Below are 23356 nucleotides of genomic sequence, written 5' to 3' on the forward strand. Positions count from 1 at the left end.
ATTGAACCGGTCATTATAGTCATACTTGGTGTGGTCATTGCATTCATACTGGTAGCTATGTACCTGCCTCTGTTCGACCTTGTCGGCGCACTCTAGACGACGACTATCCAAAGACAGGGGCAGCACCCTCAAAAGATCCTGCCCCAGATAAATAACCAACCCACAAACTCAATTGGCGTCGATCACCCCGCCCAGGCCGGTGTCGGTGCCGGTGATGGTCGGGTTACCACGATAATAGACGGAACCGAGACCGGATAGATTAGCATCCAAAGATTCGGATACATTGACCTCGGCGCTGCCGACACCGCTGAGTGTCACGTCGGTTGTCCCGGTGGAAAGCTCAAATGCGTGCAGGTCGCCGGCCGATGACATCTCACAGGTGTGGGTGTCGGCTGTACCTGTCAGTGTCAAGCTACCCGGTCCGCTAAACAGCGTACTGACTGTTGAGACTTCCACATCCAGGTCTATTGTGCCGGCTCCGGTAAGGGCCAGGTCAATGTGCTCGGTTTGGAGAGTGTTGTGTCCACCCATGCTCCCGACACCTGCCAACTCCAGTGCCTTCAGGTCGGCCACGACAAGATCAACAACCAAATCGTAGTCTCTCGCATCGATGCCGTCTTGAACTCGGATGTCCAGGTGACTTCCTGAGTGACCGGTCTGAAGGTACGGCATAATATTGTCGTCGACAGTAACAGTCACCGACTGCGGAACGCCGAAAGTGATATTGACCTTACCGGCAGCACTCAATGTAAGTTCGTCGAAGTCGCCTACGGTGCGGCTTTCCGTTTCCAACACGCCGGACCCCTTGATCGTTGAAGAAGTTAGCGGGTTGCTTTGGTTATCCTCGCTGCAGGACACACACAGCATTGCTATGACGGCTACCATCAAGACAGCCTGCTTGGTATACATCGTTATGTTTCCTTTTGTCAAAAACGTTTTTTGTTACATCGTTACAGGGTTACTGGGTTACTGAGGGTCACGACCCTGTCCGAAAACATAGCTGACACCGAAGCTAAACTCCGGGCCGCTATAGTTTGAGCTGCCTCCGATAGGTTTATCGAAATCGGACATCAGATTGTATGAAACCGAGACCCCGGTCATGAAATGGCGCCCAGTGATAAAATCAACACCGCCGCCTATCTGACCGCCCAGCACAGTTTCGGTCGTAGCTTTTTCTACCAAGGTCTGGCCTAAAAGCAACTCGGCCTGGCTACCCACAAAAGGTCCAACCCCGGCGCTAAGGTACGGCCTCATCGATGACTTGCCGGTCACACTCGGTAAGTACCACTTGGCCTTGACCAGCAGGTGGGTAACGGAGGCCGCCGTTGAAGAACTCCGAAGGAATCCAAACTTGGCTTCCACTTTGGCGCGCATTACGCCAATGTCGATGTTCAAGGCCAGATGCTCCGAAAAGTTGTATCCATATTTCAGCCCACCGAGAAAGCCGGAGCTTCCCACCGAGCTGGTCATACCACCAATTCCAATTTCGGTTCGAACATCTGCTACCTGATTCCAGACACCTAACTGCAAACCGATCTGGTGCCGGTTCTCCAGTTGATTGGCATCGGCCACGGCTGCAAGAGTGAGAGTCAAGCAAGCCAGCAATACAATTGTCTTGAATACGTACATGTTTCTTCTCCTTTATATATACCGGTGTATCAATCTATCAAATCTTGCATCGTCAGTTCGCTTCTCTGTTGAGGCCGTCGCGAAGCGGTCCTTTATTTGTTTTCCGGCCCGTTTACTTTTCAGTCAGCACTTTGTCTTCGTGCTTCATGCTGTGTGCAACTTCACCGACGCGTAACTTTGTCGGCCAGTCAGACTCGTTTTGGTGCGGTGGCAGCGGGCGATTAAACTCTGTCCGAATCCGTGGTCTTCGCAGTCGCAGATTCAACGAAGGGGATAGACGCAGAGTCCAGGTATGCTTTACGCGCCTTTCGTGGGGATGTTTCAGTCTTACGGAGTCTTTTTTGTATTGATTTGTCCACAAACCGAAGGTTCATGAGCCGGACATTCCGACATCAACTGTCTCAGTCCGACCAGCGACAGCCCACACAGATTCGGTGCCTTGGCGGCAAAGCAAATCGACGCCCCAGTTGTCTCACATCAGAAACCTTGCAATATGGATTCTATATCGCTATTATTTGTCCTTAGCGATAGCCCTGTGGCGAGTCCAGTTCTGAGGAGATTGTGGCCGACCAAGAACCTGATGACAACACCCGCACCCACGTGGTCCTGACTCAGGGCACGATGGTTTCACACTACCGCATAGTCGAGAAGATCGGCGCCGGTGGCATGGGTGAAGTATATCTGGCTGAGGACAGCAAGCTGTCTCGTAATGTTGCACTTAAGTTTCTGCCAACACACTTGTGTCAGGATGAAGACAGTCGCACTCGGTTTACTCGTGAAGCCAAAGCGGCGGCCAAACTCGATCATCCGAATATCGTCCCGGTCTACGAAGTTGGGGAGTTTCAGGGACGTCCGTTTTTTGCCATGGCCCACATCGGAGGCGAGCCACTTCGCGAAATCACGAAAGCTGGTAAGCTCACGGTTGCTGAGGCTGTTGGCCTGACTATGCAAATCTGCGAAGGTCTCCACGAGGCCCACGATGCAGGGATCGTTCACCGGGATATCAAGCCGGGCAATATCATCATAGACACGAAGGGCAAACCCCGCCTGCTGGATTTTGGGTTGGCGACGGTTACAGGGGAGGAGAAACTGACCAAGACCGGCTCTACCCTTGGAACCGTTGGGTACATGGCGCCGGAACAGATATCCGGCGGGAAAATTGATAAACGGTCAGACCTATTTTCCCTCGGCGTGATTCTGTACGAGATGTTGACCGGTCGTCGTCCTTTCGAAGGGGACAACGATGCCGCCGTTATCAGCGCGATAACAACGTCGACTCCGGAACCGATCGCCCGATTCAAATCCGGCGTGACTGGGGAGTTGCAACAGGTAATCAACAAGGCACTGGCCAAGGACCCATCGCTCAGATACCAACATGCCGACGGAATGCTGGCCGACCTGAGGAGATTAACCGTTGAGACAGCCCCGCCCAGGAAAAACCGTTTTGCATTGTGGGCAGCCGCTGCACTTGTTTTGATCATTGGGGGATACTTCATTGCAGTCTTAATGAAGGAACCCAAAACTGTAGCCGTAACTGAGCTACCCGTTTTGATTGTGTTGCCATTTGAGAATCTTGGTTCAGATACGGATGAGTATTTCTCCGATGGTATCCGGCATGAAATCTGGTCACGACTATCAACTGTTAACGGCATACGAGTGATTTCGCCAAGAAGTGCTGACCAATATAAAGAAACCGACAAGAGCGCAGAACAGATCGGCCAGGAAACGGGCGCCGACTATATCCTTGAAGCTGCCATTCGATGGGATAAATCCGGCGAAGTTGACCTTATTCGCATGACGCCGAGGTTAACCAAGACCAGTGATAACTACCTAATGTGGTCGGATAACTATCAACAAGTGCTCCTACAGATCTTTGAAGTTCAATCAAAGATAGCTGATCAAATCGTGATCGCCTTGGGATTGACACTGGTGGAAACCGGAAAGTTGGCCCCCGATGGGGCCCCGACAACCAATATGGCGGCCTACAATTTCTACCTGCGTGGTCTTGAGATTTCCAGTCATACCTTTACGTTGTCTGATTTTAATAGTGCTATCGAAATGTTTGACTCGGCCATAGCTTTGGATTCAAGTTTCGCTTTGGCCTGGGCACAAAAATCTATTAATCATTCCACGTTTAATTTCTTTTTCACGACCGTGGACGTTAAACATCATAAAAGAGAAGCTCTAAGAGCCGCCGAGAAAGCCATGGAGCTTGACCCGATCCTGCCGTCAGCGAATATCGCGATGGGAACCTACCATAATTATGTTAAGAGAGATTATGATAATGCACTGGCATCATTATATGCAGCCAAATCCGAAGTTGTCAGCAATGCTGATCTTTCCGAGGCCATTGGAGTTGTTAAGATGCGCCAGGGAGAGTGGCAGGAAGCTCTATTGCTATTTGAAGAGGCGACTCGGATTGATCCTCTGAACCATCGAAGGTATTATTACCTGGCTAACGACCTGAGTATGATACGTGATTACGAGTTGGCTGATAAGTATATAGCTCGAGCCCTTGTTCTGGATCCGAGTAATCCGGATGCCGCTTACATGAAGATCTTTGTAGATCTGCTCCATCATGGCACGGTTGATGTTGAGGGGAATTCATTCAAGAAACTGGTCACTGATGTCGGGTTGGCAGAGATATCAACCTATGAACTCACATCGGCGACATCCCTCGGTTTGTGGCGCTTCATCATCGACCGCATTGATCCCCAAGAGGCACTGGAAAATGTTCGTCGGGTCGGGGATATCCGAGGTACCATCACCGAAAGAACACCACACCGCGTACAGTTGAACATTGCCCAGATATTTGACCTAACCGGACAGCATGATTCGGCCCAAATCCATTATGACTCATCACGGATTATTCTAAGTAGTATTATCGATCTGGGTGATTTTCAATTTCATGCTTACGCTGAGCTCGGGCTGACATACGCGCTGATGGGCAGTAAAGAGGAGGCGATTGAAGCCGGCAAAAAAGCCAAAGAGTTGATGTCCGTTGACGACTGCCATTGGTGAGGACCGGACGCGGTCATGGTCATGGCCCAGATTTACTCTATCGTCGGCGAGTACGACTTGGCTATCGATGAATTGGAATACGTGTTGTCGATTCCTTCGTGGTGTACACCCGCGCTGCTGAGAGCGGACCCCATTTTTGCCCCCATGCAAGAATTGCCCCGCTTTGTAGCCTTGCTTGAGAAGTATGATTCGAAATGACAGACCATAACGACGACAACACCCGCACCCATGTCGTGCTAACCAAAGGCGCGATGGTGTCGCACTACCGGATTGTCGAGAAGATCGGCGCCGGTGGCATGGGTGAGGTCTATCTGGCCGAAGATACTAAGCTCAAACGCAAAGTTGCCCTCAAGTTTCTCCCTTCCCATCTGATCTCGAATGCAGAGGTCCGCACCCGCTTTGTGCGGGAAGCCCAAACAGTAGCCAAACTAAACCATCCAAATGTTATCAGTATCTATGAAGTCAGCGAACTCAGTGGACGCCCCTACTACGTGATGGAACTGGTCGAAGGGGAGACTCTTGAGGAGATCGTTCAGGGAAAGACTCTTCCGTTTGATGTCATCACTGAGTACGCCATTCAGATCTGCCAGGGGCTGGGAGAGGCGCACCGAGCATCGATCGTGCATCGCGATATCAAAGCGGCCAATATCGCCGTTGATACACAGGGTCGTGTCCGAGTTCTTGATTTTGGCCTGGCCGCCACGGCAGGCGATGAAAAACTGACCAAGACCGGATCGACGCTCGGCACGGTCGCCTATATGTCGCCCGAACAGGTATCGGGACGTGACATCGATCATCGCTCCGATCTATTTTCACTCGGAGTCGTGCTTTACGAGTTAATAGCCGGACAGACTCCATTCAAACGGGACAACGAAGGTGCTACTCTCAAAGCGATCATCGAAGACAACCCGGAGCCGTTGACTCGGTACAAGTCGGACGTTCCGGAGAAGCTCCAAGAAATAGTATTCAAGCTGCTGGAAAAGGACAGAGAACTGAGGTACCAGTCAGCCGAAGGTGTCATCGCCGATCTCAAGCGTCTCATGTACGACTCGCAGCAGACCGGTTACACACGAATGGCCAGGCGATCAGGCAAAACACCGACCGTAGTCGGTGTCACGGCTGTTCTGATGGTAGTGGCGGCTGCGCTGCTTTACTTTCAGTTTAGACCAGTCGGTGACGGGTCGCATTCGGACGATGCGGTTCCAATGATCGCCGTGCTGCCGTTCGAGAACCTTGGTTCGCCCGAAGATGACTATTTCGCAGATGGCATAACCGAAGAGATAACTTCACGCCTGGCCATGATCAAGGGGCTGGGAGTAATCTCGCGCATGAGTTCTGTGAAACTCAGAGAGAGCCATAAGACTCTTCAGGAAATCGGTCGCGACCATGGGATCGATTATGTGCTTGAGGGTACGGTTCGCTGGAGCAAGGTGGGCGACCAGTTGAAAGTTCGGATCACACCACAATTGATTCAGGTATCGGATGACCGGCATCTTTGGGCAAGCAACTACGAACGCACCTTGATGGAAGTGTTCGCGGTCCAGGCTGATATTGCAGAGAAGATAGTCGATCAACTCGGACTGACCCTGCTTGAATCCGATCGTCAGAATCTCGCCAGCATACCGACCGACAATCCTGAAGCATACAAGTTCTATCTCCAAGCACTACAACATGTGAGACGCAGTACCGGATATTCAGACTCTAAGGGCGCTCAGACTGCTCTCGATAGTGCCGTAATTCTTGACTCATCTTTCGCATTGGCTCACGCCCTGCGATCAGAGTCTTATACCAACGTTGCCGGCGGTCTACCTGAAACAGAGAATGGCAAAACGGCGCTCGAAGCGGCTGAACGAGCACTGGAGCTTCAGCCCGGACTTTCGCAGGGTCACCTGGCCCTGGGCAGATACTACTACTTCGTTGCCGCCGATAACGAAAAGGCTCTTGAGCACTTTTCGAGGGCCAAATCTGAACTCTATAACGACCCCGAACTGCTCAATGCGATCTCAAACGTGCAGATAGAACAGAACTACCTCGAAGAGGCATTGGTTAATCGTAGCAAAGCGGCTGACCTCGACCCTCTAAACCCCAGAAGACACTCCAATCTGGCTAGAGTACTGCGATCCCTGCGCAGATTCAGTGAAGCTGAACAGTCAATTAATCGCGCCATAGCTTTGAATCCGGAAGCTCAATACTATTACGAGTCAAAGATCGAAGGCCTGATAGCACAATACGGCGATATAGAGAGAATAAAGCCGGTTGTAAACGAAGCACTCGAGTATTGTGATACATCCAAGTTCGTCATCAAAAACTCAGCATGGACGAGATTCATCCCTGACCTTAAAACTGATTCGGTCATTGCAGGTTTCTTCCAGATGGAAGTTGAGGATACTTCCAAGGGAGGCATGTTTCCAGAACTATCCTCGTATGGTCTAGGTCATCTTGACATGCTTGAAAACAAGCCTGAAGAAGCAAGAAAACGAGCCGGAGGATTCGACGGTACGTTCGACGGGTGGCAAGGACTACTTCTCTCTTTCGCCGGAGATTGTGAACAGGCGATTGAAGCCGGTTTAAGAGACAAGGAGTTGGTCGAAACCACCGACTGCTCCCCCTGACATTCGGTCGAGGGTACGGCCATGGTCATGGCCAGAATATACGCTAACTGCGAAAAGTACGACGAAGCAATCGATGAACTTGAATTAGTGCTTTCTCTGGAGACGTATATTACAGCGAACACCCTGAAACTCAAACATTGGATCGACCCCCTCCGCGACCACCCGCGCTATCAAGAGCTTATCGCCAAGTATGCTCTCCCCGAAGCGATGTAGGGGAACTCCAAGCGACCGCAGCAGGTGAAGCTACCACCAAATCCCATCCATCTGTTGTCACAAACACTTGGTGAAAACAAAATGCTTGCCTTCAAAGATATTTGAGAAACACCTTACCCTACCGTGTGGTTTATACTAACTACACAAGCTCGTGTGAGCAGGTTTGTCAAACAGTCTAACAAACGAGGTGATATTCATGGTAGAACTAACCGCTCTGTGGCTACCGATACTGCTGTCCGCAGTGGGAGTGTTCATTGTCAGTTCCATAATACACATGCTCATCCCCTACCATCGAAACGACTTCAAGAAAGTCCCGTCGGAAGACGATGTGATGGAATCGTTGCGCCAGTTCAATATTCCACCCGGCGACTATGTTATCCCATGCGCCGATAGCATGAAAGTTATGGGCTCCGATGAGTTCAAAGATAAGTGTACCAAAGGTCCTGTGGCTTTCATGACTGTATTGCAAAACGGTCCGATGAAAATGGGCGGGAGTCTAACGCTATGGTTTTTCTATAGCCTGCTTGTCGGAATCTTCGCTGCCTATATAAGCGGCCGAGCACTGGGACCGGATGCCTACTATCTGACCGTGTTTCGATTCGCCGGGGCCACCGCCTTTGTTGGCTACTCGCTGGCCCTCCTGCAAAACTCAATCTGGTACAAACGCAACTGGGGTACAACGCTCAAGACGATGTTCGACGGGTTTTTGTACGCCCTGGTAACGGCGGGTGTTTTCGGTTGGCTGTGGCCGCGCGTATGAGACAACCATCGTACAAAGGATATCGTTATGCGAAGAATCGTGATAGCAACTTTCATCATTGCGCTGATGTGTGGATGGTCCGGACTTTGGGCGCAGGAAACTGAACAGGAGAAGGCAAAAAACGGTATGAAAATAAAACTCGCGGGCATTATCGTAGACGACCAGGACAAGGCGCAGAAGTTCTACACAGAGGTCCTGGGCTTTGTGGTAAAGGACAACATCCCGGTGGGGGAGTTCCGATGGCTCACGGTCGTCTCGCCGCTGGAGCCGGATGGCACTCAACTGGCGCTGGAACCGAACGATAACCCGGCTGCCAAAACCTTCCAGAGCGCTCTCTTCGCTCAGGGAATACCGGCGACGGCGCTGTTTGTCGACGACATTCAGGCGGAATTCGAGAGACTCAAGAAACTCGGCGTGAAGTTCACAGTAGAGCCGACGGAAACCGGCGGGGTGACAATCGCCGTCTTCGATGACACCTGCGGCAATCTCATCCAGATCGTGCAGGAGTGAGAGGGTACGTTGTCAACCGCCCCAAACAAGGTTTGAGGCGGCCACCCGGTCGACAGGGCGTCGGTGCCGTCGGGCGACTCGCCTGACGGTTCTGAAGTAGGGCGTATACGCCCTCGAATCCGCCGCCCTGAAAGAAAAGGCAGGTTTGAAAACAAACCTGCCCCGCACCCTGAAAACACTGCGCTATGTGCTGCTTCTATTTCAGAAGGATCATCTTCCTGCCGGCCAGATCATCACCGGCCACAATCCGATAGAAGTATACACCCGATGCCACCGCAACTCCTTCAGAGTTGGTGCCGTCCCAACGGACAACCTTGTATCCGGCGGTCAGTTGCTCGTCCACGAGCGTCTTGGTTTTCCGGCCGGAGATGTTGTAGATGTCTATCGTAACATGACAAGCGCGCGGCAGGCCAAACTCGATAGTGGTATTCATGTTGAAAGGGTTGGGATGATTCTGCCCCAGCGCGAATTTTCTCGGGAGTTCAGGCGGTGGGACCTCGGTAACGCTTGTAGGCGAGGTCTCGGTGGTGAATTCCCGGTGGGTGCTCCAATTGCCGGCGCCACAAGTGCTGTTGTGGGCACTGACGCGCCAGAAATAGACGGCCCCCACATCAAGACCGGTAACATCGAAAGTGAGGTTGCCGGTCTGCTCATCCACTATGGTAGTGGCAAAAGTTTCCTCGTCATCAAGCTGAACCTGGTAGAAACTGGCATTGGTCCTGCCATTCCACTGAAGGGTGACCGGCTGGCTTTGTTCAACAGCTCCGTCAGCCGGTGAGACCACTTCCGGAGCCGTGGGAGTGAATATCAGGCTGACATCTTCTACCGGGCTGACAAGGGTGGAGGCCAGACAAGGACCTTTCACCTCGACATAAAACTCGCCCACCCAATCCCATTCGTTACACTCTTCAGCCAGATGGACATCCTCGAAGGTATGACTGTAGGGAACGCTCGACGTGAGACCTCCGGTCTCGAATTCAATCCACAGTTCCTCAACCCGGTCGTCGGGGTTAAGCCAACCGGAATCCTCTTCCCAGACAGCGATACTGATCCAAACATGAGTAGCTCCGTGGCAGGAAGATTCGAGATCACCGGTAAGACCGCTGATATGAATATCAAACGTCTGCCCCCAGCAAGTCTGGGCCGGGAACATATCGCTCAAAGCCTTCGCTATCGTCAACTCAGTTTTCGGATTAAGGCCCTGATTGTGCCTGATCTGACCGTGTCCACCGTTTTCGTGGTCGGCAGCCCGATCGGCCGCAGGCGCTTTGTGTGGTATGGTCGCCAACAGAACCATGGGCACGAGCAGCTTGAAGAGTATACTCATCTTGGGCTCCTGGGTATCGAGTTACTCTGCGTTGACTCACGCTGTGGTGCAATACTCTGCTTATAACATAGATAAATAAGTCTATTAGTCAAGTGGTTTTCGGCGCGGGTCCGAGTGACAAAGAGTCAAACAACGTAGTTTGCCCAGCCGTATAAAAGGGATGTAACAAGTCTATGATATAACATAATTGTCGACCCCTCAAGGGGAAAGGAAACTGCCATGCCAAAATACGTCATCGAAAGAGAGCTGCCGGGAGCCGGTAAGCTGGGTTCTGATGAACTTCAGGCCATCTCAAAAAAATCCTGCGATGTCTTGAGAACCATGACGCCGGAAATCAACTGGGTGCAAAGTTATGTCACCGATGACATGATCTACTGTGTCTACATATCGCCCAATGAAGAGCTTCTGCGCGAGCACGCCTCAAAGGGTGAGTTCCCGATTACCAGCATAGCGAAAGTCGGTTCGATTATCGATCCCACCTCGGGTGAGTAGGATTGCGATCCATCGGGGGCCTCGCCGCATCTGCCGTCAAATAGGAGCATCAGTCTGACTGTCTGGATGATGCACCTTTGTATTCGAGAATTCTTACTGGTGTCTGGAAGTGTCTCCGGATTACATTGGTAAACAAAGAGTACAGGCTGTAACACTCTGATTGCGGTGCGCGGTACCATGGACAGTCAACTAACCGAGGAGTTTTCAGCCAGGATTGCCGGTGCTTTTGGGCAAGACGGTGTTGAATGGTTGAATCAATTACCCCAAATTCTTGAGAAAGCTGCCAACCGATGGTCGCTTAGACTCCTGCCGCCGTTTCAACCGTTGTCATACAACTATGTTGCGCCCGCCGTCGGACCGGATGGAGAGCCGGTTGTCCTGAAAACGGGCGTTCCCCGTCGCGAGCTCTCCACCGAGATCGATGCCCTGCGTCATTACAACGGACAGGGTACGGTTCGACTGATCGAAGCCGACTCAGGTTCAGGCCTGATGTTATTGGAGCGTATACTGCCGGGCGTACCTCTCATGGATACGCCGGATGATGACCGGGCCACATCTGTCTTTGCGCATGTGATGCGTCAGCTAGATAAACCACCGCCGGACAATAACAGCTTCCCGAGCGTTTCCGATTGGGCCAGAGGGTTTGAACGATTGCGAAATCAATTTAACGGAAAAACAGGACCATTTCCAAAGCCGGTTTTTGATCGCGCGGAAGGAATGATGTCTGAGCTGCTCAGTTCAATGTCCGATTCGGTCGTTCTGCATGGCGACCTTCATCATTGGAACATCTTGTCGGCCGAGCCTGAACCGTGGCTGGCTTTGGACCCCAAAGGTGTCATGGGCGAACCAGCCTATGAGGTAGGGGCATGGCTGCGCAATCCGTTTCCTCAGATTCTGGACTGGCCGCACCTGACAAAGATCACTGCGCGACGAGTGGACATAATGGTTGAGACGCTCGGATTCGACCGGTCGCGAATAATCGGATGGGCATATTGCCAGGCTGTCTTGTCCGCGGTGTGGTCGTTCGAAGACGGCCTGGATGATTGGGATGGGTCGCTCGCGATTGCCGATCACATTTTCGCCCTAATGTCAGAAAGCCCGACGTGACAAACGGTCACGACAGCCACAGCAATTTTGTGTCGTCGGCCCGATCAGCAGTTGTGAGCTTGTAAATCTCCAAGCATGCAGCCATCAAGCAACTTGCGCTTCGGCCATCTTTGCTCCTTCGGGAATCTGGTCTTGAGGCAAGCCTGACGCTGCTTCCAATCGCCCGCTATAGTTGAAGAATGAAATCAAAGCGGTCATCTCCCAGATCGCTTTCGCAGACCAACCGGCAGCGGCCAGTTTCGTGGTATCTTCCTCGCTCACCAGGCTCGGCGTTTCAGTCAGTTTACCGGCGTAAGCCAGCAAAGCCCGGGTTTTGGTATCCAGTTCGTATGTGGACCAGGTTGTTGCGAAATCATCACTGAGATGTTCATCACCGGTCAGACGGCGAACTGCCGCCACGTGGAGTCCCAGTCACGGCGCGCCGCCGACTTTACCATTGACCACCGTGGCTACCATTTCGCGCTGAAGTCGGCTGAGAGGCGAGGCCCCTCTAAGGTGAAGATGGTTATAGATCGCCCCGGTCGGACGTGCCACCCGGAGGTCGACTGCAAGCACCTGAAAAATACCCGGCACAATTCCGCCATATTTTCCGCGGACCCAGCGGAAGAAAAGTTTGCGCAGTCCGCTCACTTGCTCGGGTACGATTGTCATAATGTTCGCCACTTGTACTCCTCTTTTGATAGCAAGGCGCGAGCGCCCCGCTGCCTGTAACGATCTGTTTATAAGCGATACGCAGACAGTCGCAAAAACGCAAAGAATAGGTCAATTTTGTCTATATTTTCCCGGCGGGATACTGGTGTTCGCACCTCCGCCTGATCACGGGTGGCCCACCCCGCCTTAGGCGGGGCTGTGGGATTTGTCGATGATGTCGAAATCCGCCCTTCGACTGCGCTCAGGACGACACGGTCAAGCCGTGTTTCTCACCTCTCGGGTCACGGGTCTCGACCAACCATCGAATCTGCCAGAAGGTGACCCCCCTCTTGGTCACAATTACTGATTTGCAAGATGGACTAAATCGAACCATTTTTGTAAAAGTGTGTTGTAGAAATATGAACTGAAGACGGAGGAAATATGGCTGAGCGATTCTTGCAGGGCTGTGCGCTTTGTGTTTTGAAATGTGAAAGTGATCATAAGGGGATTTTGGATGAGTCTTGAAATTGGACAGAAACTGGGCCCTTACGAGATAATTGAACAGGCCGGCAAAGGTGGGATGGGCGAAGTATATCGGGCCAGGGACACTCGCCTTGAACGCACCGTAGCCATAAAAATCCTACCGGCCGGTATTGCCGCCAACCCGGAATTCAAAGAGCGATTCGACCGGGAAGCCAAGGCCATCTCCAGTATGAATCATGCCCATATCTGCACGCTCTATGATATCGGTCAGGAAAACGGTACCAACTATCTGGTTATGGAATTCCTCGAAGGGGAGACGCTGGCCGAACGCTTGTCCAAAGGTCCCATACCATACGAGGAGATGCTCCAGATTGCGGTCCAAATAGCAAGCGGTTTGGATTCGGCCCATCAGCAAGGCTTGATCCATCGAGACCTCAAGCCGGGCAATATCATGCTTACTCAGGAAGGAGCCAAGCTGCTTGATTTCGGCCTGGCTAAGGCCCAGTTTGACAACGGCTCCCAAGGGATGGCGGCTGTTACCCGCACGACCCCTTTGACCGGAGCGAATACTATTCTTGGCACCATGCAATACATGGCCCCGGAACAGCTCGAAGGGAAGGAAGCGGATGCTCGCTCGGACATTTTCGCTTTCGGGGCGATCATGTATGAGATGTCAACGGGCAAGAAAGCCTTTGAAGGCAATTCAAGCGCCACATTAATAGCTGCCATTATCGAACGGGACCCGGTCTCGATCTCGGTCATCATGCCCATGACTCCGCCCTTGTTTGAACGATTGGTGAAGAAGTGTCTTTCAAAAGACCCACGCAAGCGCTGGCAATCCGCTTCAGACCTCTCCGATGAACTTCACTGGATTTCCCAGGCCGGGTCACAGGTCGGACTGCCCGCTCACCTGGCCGCCCGTCGGAAGTTCAAATTTGATCTGGCTCGCGCTATTGGCTTGGGTGCTATAATAAGCACTCTTGTCCTGGCCTATCTGTTTTACGCTGAAAAAACAAAACCGGCCCCGGAGCTGCCGGTGGCCCGCTACACCGTGAATATCAAGCAGGGACTGACCAACATCTTCTGGCCACGCATTTCACCTGATGGTCAGTCGGTTGCCTTTCATGCCGATGATTCTACCGGCGCCAACCGTATTTGGATTAGACCGATCAACTCATTGGAAGCCTATCCACTCTTGAATACCGAGGACGCCAAGCGATTTTTCTGGTCACCTGATGGCAAACACGTCGCCTTTTTTGTCGGCAACCAGTTGAAGCGAATTCCAATTACCGGAGGCCAGGCCCAACTTGTCTGTCAGGGGCCGTCGGGAGCCGACGGTTGCTGGAGCAGTACTGACTTGATAATATTCGATGGAAGCAGTACTGACACTATGAAAATCGTAGCGGCCGGTGGCGGTCAGGCACGACCGGCCGCCCTGGCTGATACCGCCATTGGTGACTTTTACTACGCATGGCCCTGGTTTTTGCCCGATGGGGAGCATTTCATCTTTACAGCCAACGTTCGACGGGATGCTGACAACACCAGACCAAGGAATCGGATAAAACTCGGCTCTGTCGGCTCAACCAGTCCCATCACTCTCTTTGAAATGGATCACAATCTCGACCGCATCGAGTACACCAACGAAGGATACATTCTTTTCGTATCCCAGGACAATCTGATGGGCCTGCCTTTCGATGCCGACAAGCTTGAAGTGACCGGAGAGCCGAAACCGATTGCGATGAGCGTTGGCACCGCCGATAACACCTATGCCTTCTCAGTCTCCGATAACGGAACGCTCTTGTATCAAACCAACAACCAGTCATCGCAGAGCGAACTTGCCTGGATCGACAGAGCCGGCGAGAAAATTGAATCCATCGGTCAATTGGGCAAGTACTTTGACATCGCGCTTTCGCCTGATGAATCCAAGGTAGTCTATTCAGCGATCGATGAGGGGTCCAGCGCCACAGATTTATGGATTTATGATCTAAAGCGTAACGTGCCGACCAGATTGACCTTCGATGCTGCCGATGACGGCAGGCCGCGCTGGAATCCAGACGGAAACACTGTCTACTTTACCACTAACCGCCGTGGACAGTTTTACGAAATCCACCGCAAGGACGCCAATGGACTTGGCGATGCTGAACTGGTCTATGCCACAGACAGCAGCCATAGCGTTCCGAACGACTTCACGCCTGATGGGACCAGGCTCATTTTCCGTGAGGTGAACAATAGTTATGACATTGGAATCCTCTCTCTGGCCGACAGCAACCGGATCGGTATGGTGGCCAACAGCTCCTTCTTTGAAGCGATGGGTCGAGTTTCGCCTAACGGAAAGTACCTGACCTATGTCAGCACGGAGTCGGGCCGACGTGAAGTATATGTCAGGCAGCTTGACGGCACTGGCGGCAAGTGGCAGATTTCCACCGACCACGCCATGAATCCCGAGTGGAACGGAGACGGTACCGAGCTGTTTTACCTGACCAATGATAATCAGATCATGGCGGTCAAAGTCGGTACCAGTGGGGATTTCGAGGCTGAGAATCCGGTAAGACTGTTTGAACTCAATTTCCAGTATCCCGGCCGGGTTAACTTCCCTTATGATGTATCTGCCGACGGACAGAGATTTCTGGTGAATGCCCGACTTTCAGATTCTGACCCCGGCGAAATTGTCGTCGTTCAGAACTGGGCCGAAGAGTTCCGCCAGCACTGAGCCGGACGGACAGCCCTTCCCCTTTGGGCTTGTTGAGAAAGGCCTGGCTTGCAGGTGGTGTTGGGCGACCCCGCCCGACACAGACAAGCCTGTTTTTCGCGCTTCGTGTTGACATTCAGGATCACGCTTTGCCGAACAACCCTCGGAACCAGTCTTGTGGCTGTCAGGCGAGTCACCTGACAGCACCTTCATCGCGAAGCACTTCACTTTGTTAGTGGGTTTATCAACAAACCATTCAGTCCGGGATTCAATAACCTCATACTGAGCGGAGTCGAAGGATGCGCATTGTCACCGTAGGGCGGGTCCGTCATCGCCGAAGGTCCGCCGTAGGAGGGAACCCACCATTTGTGTCAGGAGCGCAAGGCTCCTGACCTACGAGTCCCCGCCCATTCGATCCCCCACCTCCACAATGATTATGGTCACGGGGAACCTTTTTCTTAACAAATCGTTTTTGTATTTAATTGCATAGGAGTAATAGGAGCTCCGGCTGAGCGGTGTGGATTGGGAACGACGCTGGACTGTATCTATCACCATCAACCCAGGAGGTTGAAATGTTCATCAGAATTGGCCGGAACACGGCTCTTGGCTTCATGGCCATTGCACTCACAGTGATGGCGATTGGATGTTCGAATGACAATCCGGTCGCGCCGACATCACCAAACAATGACGCGACTACTCAAACAGCTACGGGTGACAATCGCAGCGGTGACAACATCACGCTCGCCCTCGGCGACCCGGCTCCACCCGCCGAAGGTATCGTCGTTGAAGGGGTGAGCGTACCGGGCGTTGCCCTGGGATACACACGGGCCGAGGTCGAGGATGCCTACGGTGATGTTGTCCTATGGTGCCAGAGTACCGGTGTCCCCGGCAATAATGGTTTTTGTGCGTGGGCTGTGAGTGGCGGTGGACAGGTAGACGTGCACTTTGCGGGCGCTGATGGCGGCACAGCCGACGGCACACCCGATGACGTTGTGAGCAGCGTCAGCTGGTTCGAAGCTGTTTCCGGTTGGGTGACTACAGCCGGGGTCAACACCACGCTTGCTGATGAGAACCCTGAAGCAGCGGCTGCCGCGTACCCCGATGCCCGCGTCACCTACAACCAATGGGGAGGTATCTACAGCATCGTAGACTATGAGCAAGGCATCGCGATCTATAGACCCTGGATCCTCTACTCTTCAGGTGAAGTACATGTGCGCATGCAGATTTTTTACCCAAGTGAGGCGCCTCCGCTGCCCGAAAAAATCACCTATGTCTATAACATTGACTTGCTGGCGAATAAGGTCAAAGGCAAACGTCAAATCCGCGCCTGGGTAGGAGTGCGAAATCAAGCGCACCTTGCTGCGTCGGGAGCGACGGTGTACGCGCGCTGGACGTATCCCGATGGAAGCACTCAGACTGCCGAGAGTGTTACATTTGGCAGTGGCAATGCTTACTTTGAAATCAACAACGTACCCCGCGGCACCTACACCCTCACCGTCGAGGATATCGTGCTGGAGGACCATAGATTCGATGACGAAAACAGCGTGTTGAGCGAGAGCGTCAAAGCGAAATAGCCCGGATTAGAAGTAGCAGGGTGGGTTCGTCTGCGCCGAAGGTCCGCCGCGGGCGGGAATCCGCCTGACCGCTGAATGTTGTGTCGGGTCTTGGACGCGCCGAAGGCGTGGGTGTGACCCGACACATAACCGCATACTGAACAAGGCCGTCAGGTCACACAAACCACGCTAGAGGCGTGGTTCGCAAGACCCGACGCAACTAAGAACCCACGACAAAAAAAGGAGGACCGACTGTTCGGTCCTCCTGTGTGACAACTTGGTAACAAGAGTCTATTTCATCAATACCATCTTCCGGGTCTCGGCAAACTCGGAAGTGGTGAGACGATACAGATAAACGCCCGACGCATACGCAGAAGCATCCCACTCGATGGTATGTTGTCCGGCCGAATGGATACCATCGGCCAACGTTGCGATCTTCTGACCGCGGATGTTGAACACCGACAGTGTTACATGTTCCGCTTGCGGCAGAGTGTACGAAATACTGGTCGAGGGGTTGAACGGGTTGGGGTAGTTCTGGTTGAGAGTGTATCCTTCCGGCAAAGTGACTGCGGATGGTTCGCTCTTGAACACCGGACCGCTTTCGCACGCCTTGGTGACGTGGTTGCTGCCGGAATCATAAGTGTCGGTGGCATGTGTTACATTGGTAACTTCAAAACACCATTCACCCGAGGGGTTCTTGATCTTGGAAGTCACAAAAGCCACGACACCACTACCGTTTGTGGCCGCTGTACCGGTACCGCCGGTGGGACCGGTCGCAACTACCGTAACGTTGGCGTTGGCCACCGGCTGCTCGTTTTGATCATAGATCGTGATCTCGCCGCGACCGTTCCAGTTGGGACCTTTGGACTCACGGGTAACGACAATGTCATGCACATGCATGTTGTTGCCGGGGGGCTGGGTTACCGTAATGTATCCAACTTTGGTTTCGCCATCGGACCCGGCGCAGTTGGATGCGGTCAGAGTAACGGTATATGTACCGGGCGATGTATACTCGTAACTCGGACTCTGCGCCGATGAGTTACCGCCATCGCCAAAGGTCCACGCCCAGGTGTCCGGGTTGTTGGTTGACAAGTCTGTGAAGTTCACTGTGAGGGGTGCATCACCGCTGGTTGGCGAGCCGCTGAAGTCGGCCACCGGAGTCGTCTCGGTACACGGCGCTTCGTTGACCGTAATGTAGGCGACTTTGGTTTCGCCATCGGAACCGGCGCAGTTGGATGCGGTCAGTGTCACGGTATAGATGCCGGCCGACGTATAGACGTAACTCGGATTCTGGGCGGATGAATTTCCGCCGTCACCAAAGGTCCACGCCCATGTGTCCGGATTGTTGGTTGACAGATCGGTAAAATCAACGCTCAGAGATACATCGCCACTGGTCGGCGATCCGCTGAACTCGGCCACCGGTGTGGTCTCGGTGCACGGTGCGATCGCATCCATCGCGGCGCGGGCGTTCACGATACCGGCACCGACGTCTTTACCCGGATTGTAGGCGGTCGTGTTGTTGATCATCAGTGAAATCTTATCCGCTGCCGAAAGCGACGGGTCGAAAGACTCCAGCAGAGCGGCCACGCCCACTACGTGCGGACAAGACATCGAAGTACCGTCCAGCACAGCGATGTAGTCCGGCACCGGGTCGGACCCGACATGGTAGGTGCTGAGAATCTCGGTGCCGGGAGCGGCAATATCAACCCACGATCCATAGTTGGAGAAGTCCGACGGATCACCGAATTTGTCCGTGGAACCAACATCGAGGCAATCACCACGGGCGTTAAGATAATCAGCCGACGAGGAATTACTGTTCCCGGCAGCCACACAGATGATTACGTCCTGGCTGAGCAGATAATCGGCGGCAGCGCCCAGGCCACCTGAGTTTGAGGTTCCGAATGAACAGTTGATGGCGGCCACGTTGACGCCCGATGCGGCCAGGTCGCCCATGTAATACATTGCTTCGGCGATCGCCGACATGATAACAAAGCCGAGGCCGTCCTGCCCGCGGTACTTGCCGTTGTATCCGATTCGGCAGGGAACGATCTTGACACCATTGGCTGTTCCGGTCGGCGTGCCGTCGGCAAATCCACCGGCCACACCGGCAACTCGATTACCGTTATTGGTGATAGCCGCAACGGTTCCCGAAACATGAGTTCCGTGACCGTTATAATCGGCCGGATCGTTGTCTCTGGTGCCGCAGTCGGCGTCCGTGCATGCGACACCAAAACCGCCGGTTGTCTCCACAAAGTCGTATCCGATAACGTCGTCGATGTAACCGTTCCCGTCGTTATCGATTCCATCACCCGGCGTCTCACCGGGATTGACCCAGATGTTACCGTTGGTCGAATTGTCCGCAGGCCCGGGCGGATTGGAGCCGCCAATATCACTGTGATTGTATTTGGTACCGGAATCGAGAATACCGACTACGACAGTAGCATCGCCGGACTCGGTGTCCCAGGCCGTCTCGGCCATCACACTGTATGTATCAAAGTAGTGCCATTGATTAAATGGAAACTCGGGAGCAGGAAAGTTCTTGTAATAGGTATCATTGGCTTCAGCGTGAAGAGTATGGATAGCATCTTTTTCGACTCGCTCCACCATCGGGTTGCGCGAATAGGCCGCGACAGCCTCATCGATGGTACCTTTACCGATCTTTACTTTGTAGTGGCGCGCCAACGATGAAGCGCCCACTTTCAGATCCGATCCAGGGAACTGGGGGCGAGAACTGACCACGTCAAAGCGTCGTGACAGGGGCGCGAAGTCGGGGTAATTGGAAAGCGCTTTCGGCGATTGTAGATCACGAGCGTGATCTACAGCCACATTCGGTTTTAGAACAACAATGATGTTCTCATTGTCCCAAGCGACGAACGACGGAACGTTCAAGTCGCGTTCAACGCGCACGAGTTTCTCGCCTGCTGCACCCACCGACAAAGCCAGTGCGAGCACGAGAGCCGCAGTTACTACAAAACGCATTGTGCCTCCTTGTACTTTTGGGAGATTAATGATTAAAAAGGTTATTGGTTTTCTTCAGTCTACATCTACTTCCTGGTCGTGAGGGATACCCACGAAGCCGTGCAGTGAATACTCGCTTGGCAAATCTCAGATAGTATCTAATCTACTGTTTCAGATGATACGCAATTGGAGTCCAAAAACGATAAAAAAATGGCCTTCATGGATATATTTATGCCATATTAATCAAGCATGCTGTTTAGCTACCCCCGCTCCACATCGGCAAGCCTGCCCGCCACCGGGACTCAAATCCTTCGCGCACAGGCGCTTCACTCAGGGAGAGCGCCGAAAAGGCCCCCATCCCCAGCCACTGCGAGGAAGGCCGCGCCAACGGCGGGGGATGACGCGGCAATCGCCCGCGGAGGGTGGCACCCTCAAACTCTGTTTGGGAGTGGTAGACCAGAATGCGAATAATAGCTCTGCCGCACTTCACTCTTTGTGACGATATCACGCCTAGTTAAGTGCAGTGCACGCGATGTAGCCAAGTGGCAGGGTATGGAGTTCTGAGATACCCTACAACTGGAACAGGTACTGCAGCTTCATGAAAAACTGACGCGAGTCCAGTTTGTAATGGCCAAAACGAACACCATCGTCCGCCGCCAAACCGTCACCACTCTTGTTCAAGCCGTCGTACTGCTGCACATAGTAGGTAGTGCCAATATAAAACAGCGAGAACGGCGTGATCTGGTAAGTGATCAGGGGATCTATATTCCAGGTCTTACCGAAATCATTGTATTGAGTCAGCAGCCTTAGCGACAACCGGCGGTTGTACTGGAAACCGAGCCGCGAACCGGCTATGTATCCGTTGAACAGTTCCTCCTTGGTGTCAACCAGATGACTCTTTACATGGGTGTACCAGTTCTCAATAAAAATCCTGTCGACCAGACTCAAATCGGCCCAACCCCTGAGTCTGGTTTGCCTGCCCATATTCTGGTAGCTATATGCTATCTGGTTCCCATAGCTAATAGTCCCGCCGAAGCTCAGGAGCTCGCTCGGTTGCGACGACATGGAAAAACTCCAGTTCCAGATGTCATCGTAGTAAGTCCCGCCGAAATCCTCGGTGCTGATCATATACTCAAGTTCCAGCCAGGTCTGGGCATACCGTAGCGGTACGCCTACCTCAGAAAAAATCGCTTCATCCTTCTTGTGACCATCGGTGTTCCAGATTCGCACGGCATCCATGTTGAGCACCAACCGCTCCACCAGACCCTCATCGAACCGAATCTGATACTGCGCATTGAGTGAACTGCTGCGTCGACTATTGCGCGTAACCCATCCGTTGTCGGCGCGGAAGGTGGGACCGGTCTCGGTATAGCCACCGCCGATATAGAAGTTGTTGCTGTTATAACTCACCCGTCCGGTGGTCGCGTAGCCTGAGAAAGACTCGCCGTCGAAGGCCGCCGTGTGCTTGCCGTTATCAAATGTTACATCGGAAAGATGCTCGGTCAGCAGGCTGCTGTCCGGTTCCTCAGTGTGGCTGCCGGCTACCTGCGTTCTCAACGTGACCCGCTGGTGCAGCCGGATCACCGCATCCAATCCAAACGTCGTGCCGCTGCCGCCACCTTCCCAGTGACGGTCGGTCAGCAGGAACCCTACTTGCGATCCGGACCCGATGGTCTGTCGCACGCGCAAAATGTTGGAGTAGCTTTCACCACCGATCATCAGTCCGGAACTGGTTTCTTCAAACGGAATAATAAACGGGCTGTTCTGATCATGCGCCCCCAAATAGCTAACACTGGTCCGTCCCAATCGGCCGGTGAATTTGGCCGCGAAGTCGGGCTCGTTGATTGACCGCGTGTAGACCATGCTCAGTTGCGTTCGGTATAGATCACTGCCTTCCTGAAAGAACGGTCGCTTTTCGGGATATGACAAGGCCGTTGGAGAGTTCACATCGATCTGAAAAGCATCGGATTCGACATTGCTGAAGTCCGGATTGTAAGTGGCATCGACGATCATGTTGGACGAGATGCTGTACTTACCCGAAAGCGACAGGTCACCATCGGCGTCATCGTTGTCAAAACTCAACGCCCCCGAGGTGTCGATATTGAGCGCCCCCGCTTGCGATGCGGTGATGGCCGGGATAATCTCGACTCCCTTACCGGGCGTCACGTTCTCAAGTCCGGTCATCGTGCCCCATGTGTTCGGCCAGATTGCTTCGTTGCGGTCAACAGCCGACCAGACACAACTATAGTGACTTTCGCGCAAATGATGGCGCCAAAACTGAACTCGCCAGGTTTGTTTTTCTTTGTCGGGAAACCGCAGACTGGCAAAAGGGATAGCTATCTCCACCTGGTATCCGGAGTCGGTCACCTGTCCGGCTGATTCAAATACCAGATCGAACATGCTGTCCTCGCCGAATCCATTACTCCAAAGGGCATCGGCCTGGATACCGAACGGGTTGACATTGAGCGTGTAAGCCCAGGCGGCGTCGCCGTAAGTGTCGAAGAAAAATCCAATATTGTCGCCCAAGTAACGGTCACGCCGGCTCAACGCCGCTCGCAGATCATCCGGATTGTCATAACAGACAGCCGACACAAACAAATGCGTTTCGTTATAGGTTATGAAAGCACGGGTATCCACGGGCGGACGAATCTGATCGCCGGGTCCGTTTTCGTGAAAGTGATCGGCTACCGCCGCACCCTGCCAGCCGGGATCGTTCAGGTAACCGTCGACTTTAATCTCACCGGGAGCAGTCTTGATATTGATAGTCGGATTGTATATCGGCGTCCAGTCATCGTCGGCCGCGACCGCTGTGGCCGAAAGAAGTAGAACAAAAACGAATAGCAGACTCCCCATCCCTGATCGGAACATTGATCGAGAAATCATAGATAACACCCTTCTGAATAAAGCCTCTCGCAACCGCACCACGACCACACCACAACGGCGTGGACCATACGATAGACTACGCGGACTGCATCGGATTAGTTGCGAAAGGTGATCGCGTGACGGGTGGCACCCTCAATGCCGCTTTGGGGCTGATCCTATAGCCTGTTGCGGTGGGTCCTGCGTAATCGCTCCAGCGAATTCGTGTGACCCGCCGCGACTGTCCAACCTGGCGTTAGGTGGGTGGCACCCTCAATGCCGCGTTGGGGCTGACCCTTCTCTGCGGGTACCGCCCTAAGCAAGGTTTGAGACGACCACCCAGTTGCGGGATGACGCGGCAATCTCATCCATAGAAGAACCTACCCGCGCTTTAGGTGGAGCACAGGGTGTCGGGCGAGGTCGCCCTACACCACCCAAACCGGATTCCGGGTCAAAGCCCGGTATGACAGAAGGTCCCCGAACCATGAATCCTGTAGGGCGGGTCCGTCTTCG

At 53.2% G+C, this 23356-nt stretch carries 17 protein-coding genes; 10 read left to right on the top strand and 7 right to left on the bottom strand.

The features are described 5' to 3' along the window. Nucleotides 1–168: 168 nt before the first annotated feature. Nucleotides 169–909 carry a DUF2807 domain-containing protein gene (locus OEV49_05205; GenBank protein MDH3890461.1) on the bottom strand — a complete coding sequence of 247 codons (741 nt, stop codon included), beginning with the start codon at nt 907–909 and terminating at the stop codon, nt 169–171. Between the two features lie 57 nt (nt 910–966). Next, entirely contained in the window at nt 967–1629 is a 663-nt protein-coding gene (locus tag OEV49_05210; GenBank protein MDH3890462.1) for a porin family protein, read from the bottom strand. 561 nt (nt 1630–2190) lie between these two features. Here OEV49_05210 and OEV49_05215 point away from each other — a divergent pair. The 6 genes from OEV49_05215 (at nt 2191) to OEV49_05240 (ending at nt 8745) form a co-directional block, all read left to right on the top strand. Continuing rightward, entirely contained in the window at nt 2191–4650 is a 2460-nt protein-coding gene (locus OEV49_05215) for a tetratricopeptide repeat-containing serine/threonine-protein kinase (protein ID MDH3890463.1), read from the top strand. Nucleotides 4651–4671: 21 nt separating this feature from the next. Continuing rightward, nucleotides 4672–4848 carry a hypothetical protein gene (locus OEV49_05220; GenBank protein ID MDH3890464.1) on the top strand — a complete coding sequence of 59 codons (177 nt, stop codon included), beginning with the start codon at nt 4672–4674 and terminating at the stop codon, nt 4846–4848. Next, nucleotides 4845–7262: a tetratricopeptide repeat-containing serine/threonine-protein kinase gene (locus OEV49_05225; GenBank protein MDH3890465.1), complete on the top strand. Its 2418-nt coding sequence runs from the start codon at nt 4845–4847 to the stop codon at nt 7260–7262. Before OEV49_05220 ends, OEV49_05225 begins: the two co-directional genes overlap by 4 nt. Nucleotides 7263–7289: 27 nt before the next feature. After that, nucleotides 7290–7475: a hypothetical protein gene (locus tag OEV49_05230; protein MDH3890466.1), complete on the top strand. Its 186-nt coding sequence runs from the start codon at nt 7290–7292 to the stop codon at nt 7473–7475. A gap of 196 nt (nt 7476–7671) precedes the next feature. Beyond that, the gene (locus OEV49_05235) at nt 7672–8235 is read left to right on the top strand and encodes a hypothetical protein (GenBank protein ID MDH3890467.1); all 564 of its coding nucleotides are present in this window, start codon (nt 7672–7674) and stop codon (nt 8233–8235) included. A gap of 126 nt (nt 8236–8361) precedes the next feature. Then, nucleotides 8362–8745, top strand: a complete 384-nt coding sequence (locus tag OEV49_05240; GenBank protein MDH3890468.1) for a VOC family protein — start codon at nt 8362–8364, stop codon at nt 8743–8745. Between the two features lie 196 nt (nt 8746–8941). Here the strand turns inward: OEV49_05240 and OEV49_05245 are convergent, their stop codons facing one another. Then, entirely contained in the window at nt 8942–10072 is a 1131-nt protein-coding gene (locus OEV49_05245) for a T9SS type A sorting domain-containing protein (protein ID MDH3890469.1), read from the bottom strand. A 219-nt stretch (nt 10073–10291) separates the two neighbouring features. On the opposite strand from OEV49_05245, the gene OEV49_05250 reads away from it, so the two are divergent. Together OEV49_05250 and OEV49_05255 are read left to right on the top strand one after the other, a co-directional pair. Next, nucleotides 10292–10564: a DUF4242 domain-containing protein gene (locus tag OEV49_05250; protein MDH3890470.1), complete on the top strand. Its 273-nt coding sequence runs from the start codon at nt 10292–10294 to the stop codon at nt 10562–10564. A gap of 177 nt (nt 10565–10741) precedes the next feature. Continuing rightward, nucleotides 10742–11671: an aminoglycoside phosphotransferase family protein gene (locus tag OEV49_05255; GenBank protein MDH3890471.1), complete on the top strand. Its 930-nt coding sequence runs from the start codon at nt 10742–10744 to the stop codon at nt 11669–11671. Nucleotides 11672–11755: 84 nt separating this feature from the next. On the opposite strand, the gene OEV49_05260 is transcribed toward OEV49_05255, so the two are convergent. Together OEV49_05260 and OEV49_05265 are read right to left on the bottom strand one after the other, a co-directional pair. Beyond that, the gene (locus tag OEV49_05260; protein ID MDH3890472.1) at nt 11756–12070 is read right to left on the bottom strand and encodes a hypothetical protein; all 315 of its coding nucleotides are present in this window, start codon (nt 12068–12070) and stop codon (nt 11756–11758) included. Nucleotides 12071–12082: 12 nt separating this feature from the next. After that, nucleotides 12083–12334, bottom strand: a complete 252-nt coding sequence (locus tag OEV49_05265) for a hypothetical protein (protein MDH3890473.1) — start codon at nt 12332–12334, stop codon at nt 12083–12085. 481 nt (nt 12335–12815) lie between these two features. On the opposite strand from OEV49_05265, the gene OEV49_05270 reads away from it, so the two are divergent. Both OEV49_05270 and OEV49_05275 read left to right on the top strand, forming a co-directional pair. Then, entirely contained in the window at nt 12816–15494 is a 2679-nt protein-coding gene (locus tag OEV49_05270) for a protein kinase (GenBank protein MDH3890474.1), read from the top strand. Nucleotides 15495–16045: 551 nt separating this feature from the next. Next, entirely contained in the window at nt 16046–17047 is a 1002-nt protein-coding gene (locus tag OEV49_05275) for a hypothetical protein (protein MDH3890475.1), read from the top strand. Nucleotides 17048–17317: 270 nt separating this feature from the next. On the opposite strand, the gene OEV49_05280 is transcribed toward OEV49_05275, so the two are convergent. Next, nucleotides 17318–20005, bottom strand: coding sequence for a S8 family serine peptidase (locus OEV49_05280; GenBank protein ID MDH3890476.1), 2688 nt, complete (start codon nt 20003–20005; stop codon nt 17318–17320). 549 nt (nt 20006–20554) lie between these two features. Next, entirely contained in the window at nt 20555–22867 is a 2313-nt protein-coding gene (locus tag OEV49_05285) for a carbohydrate binding family 9 domain-containing protein (GenBank protein ID MDH3890477.1), read from the bottom strand. Nucleotides 22868–23356: the final 489 nt, after the last annotated feature.

The sequence above is a fragment of the Candidatus Zixiibacteriota bacterium genome, from assembly GCA_029860345.1.
GTDB lineage: Bacteria > Zixibacteria > MSB-5A5 > GN15 > FEB-12 > JAJRTA01.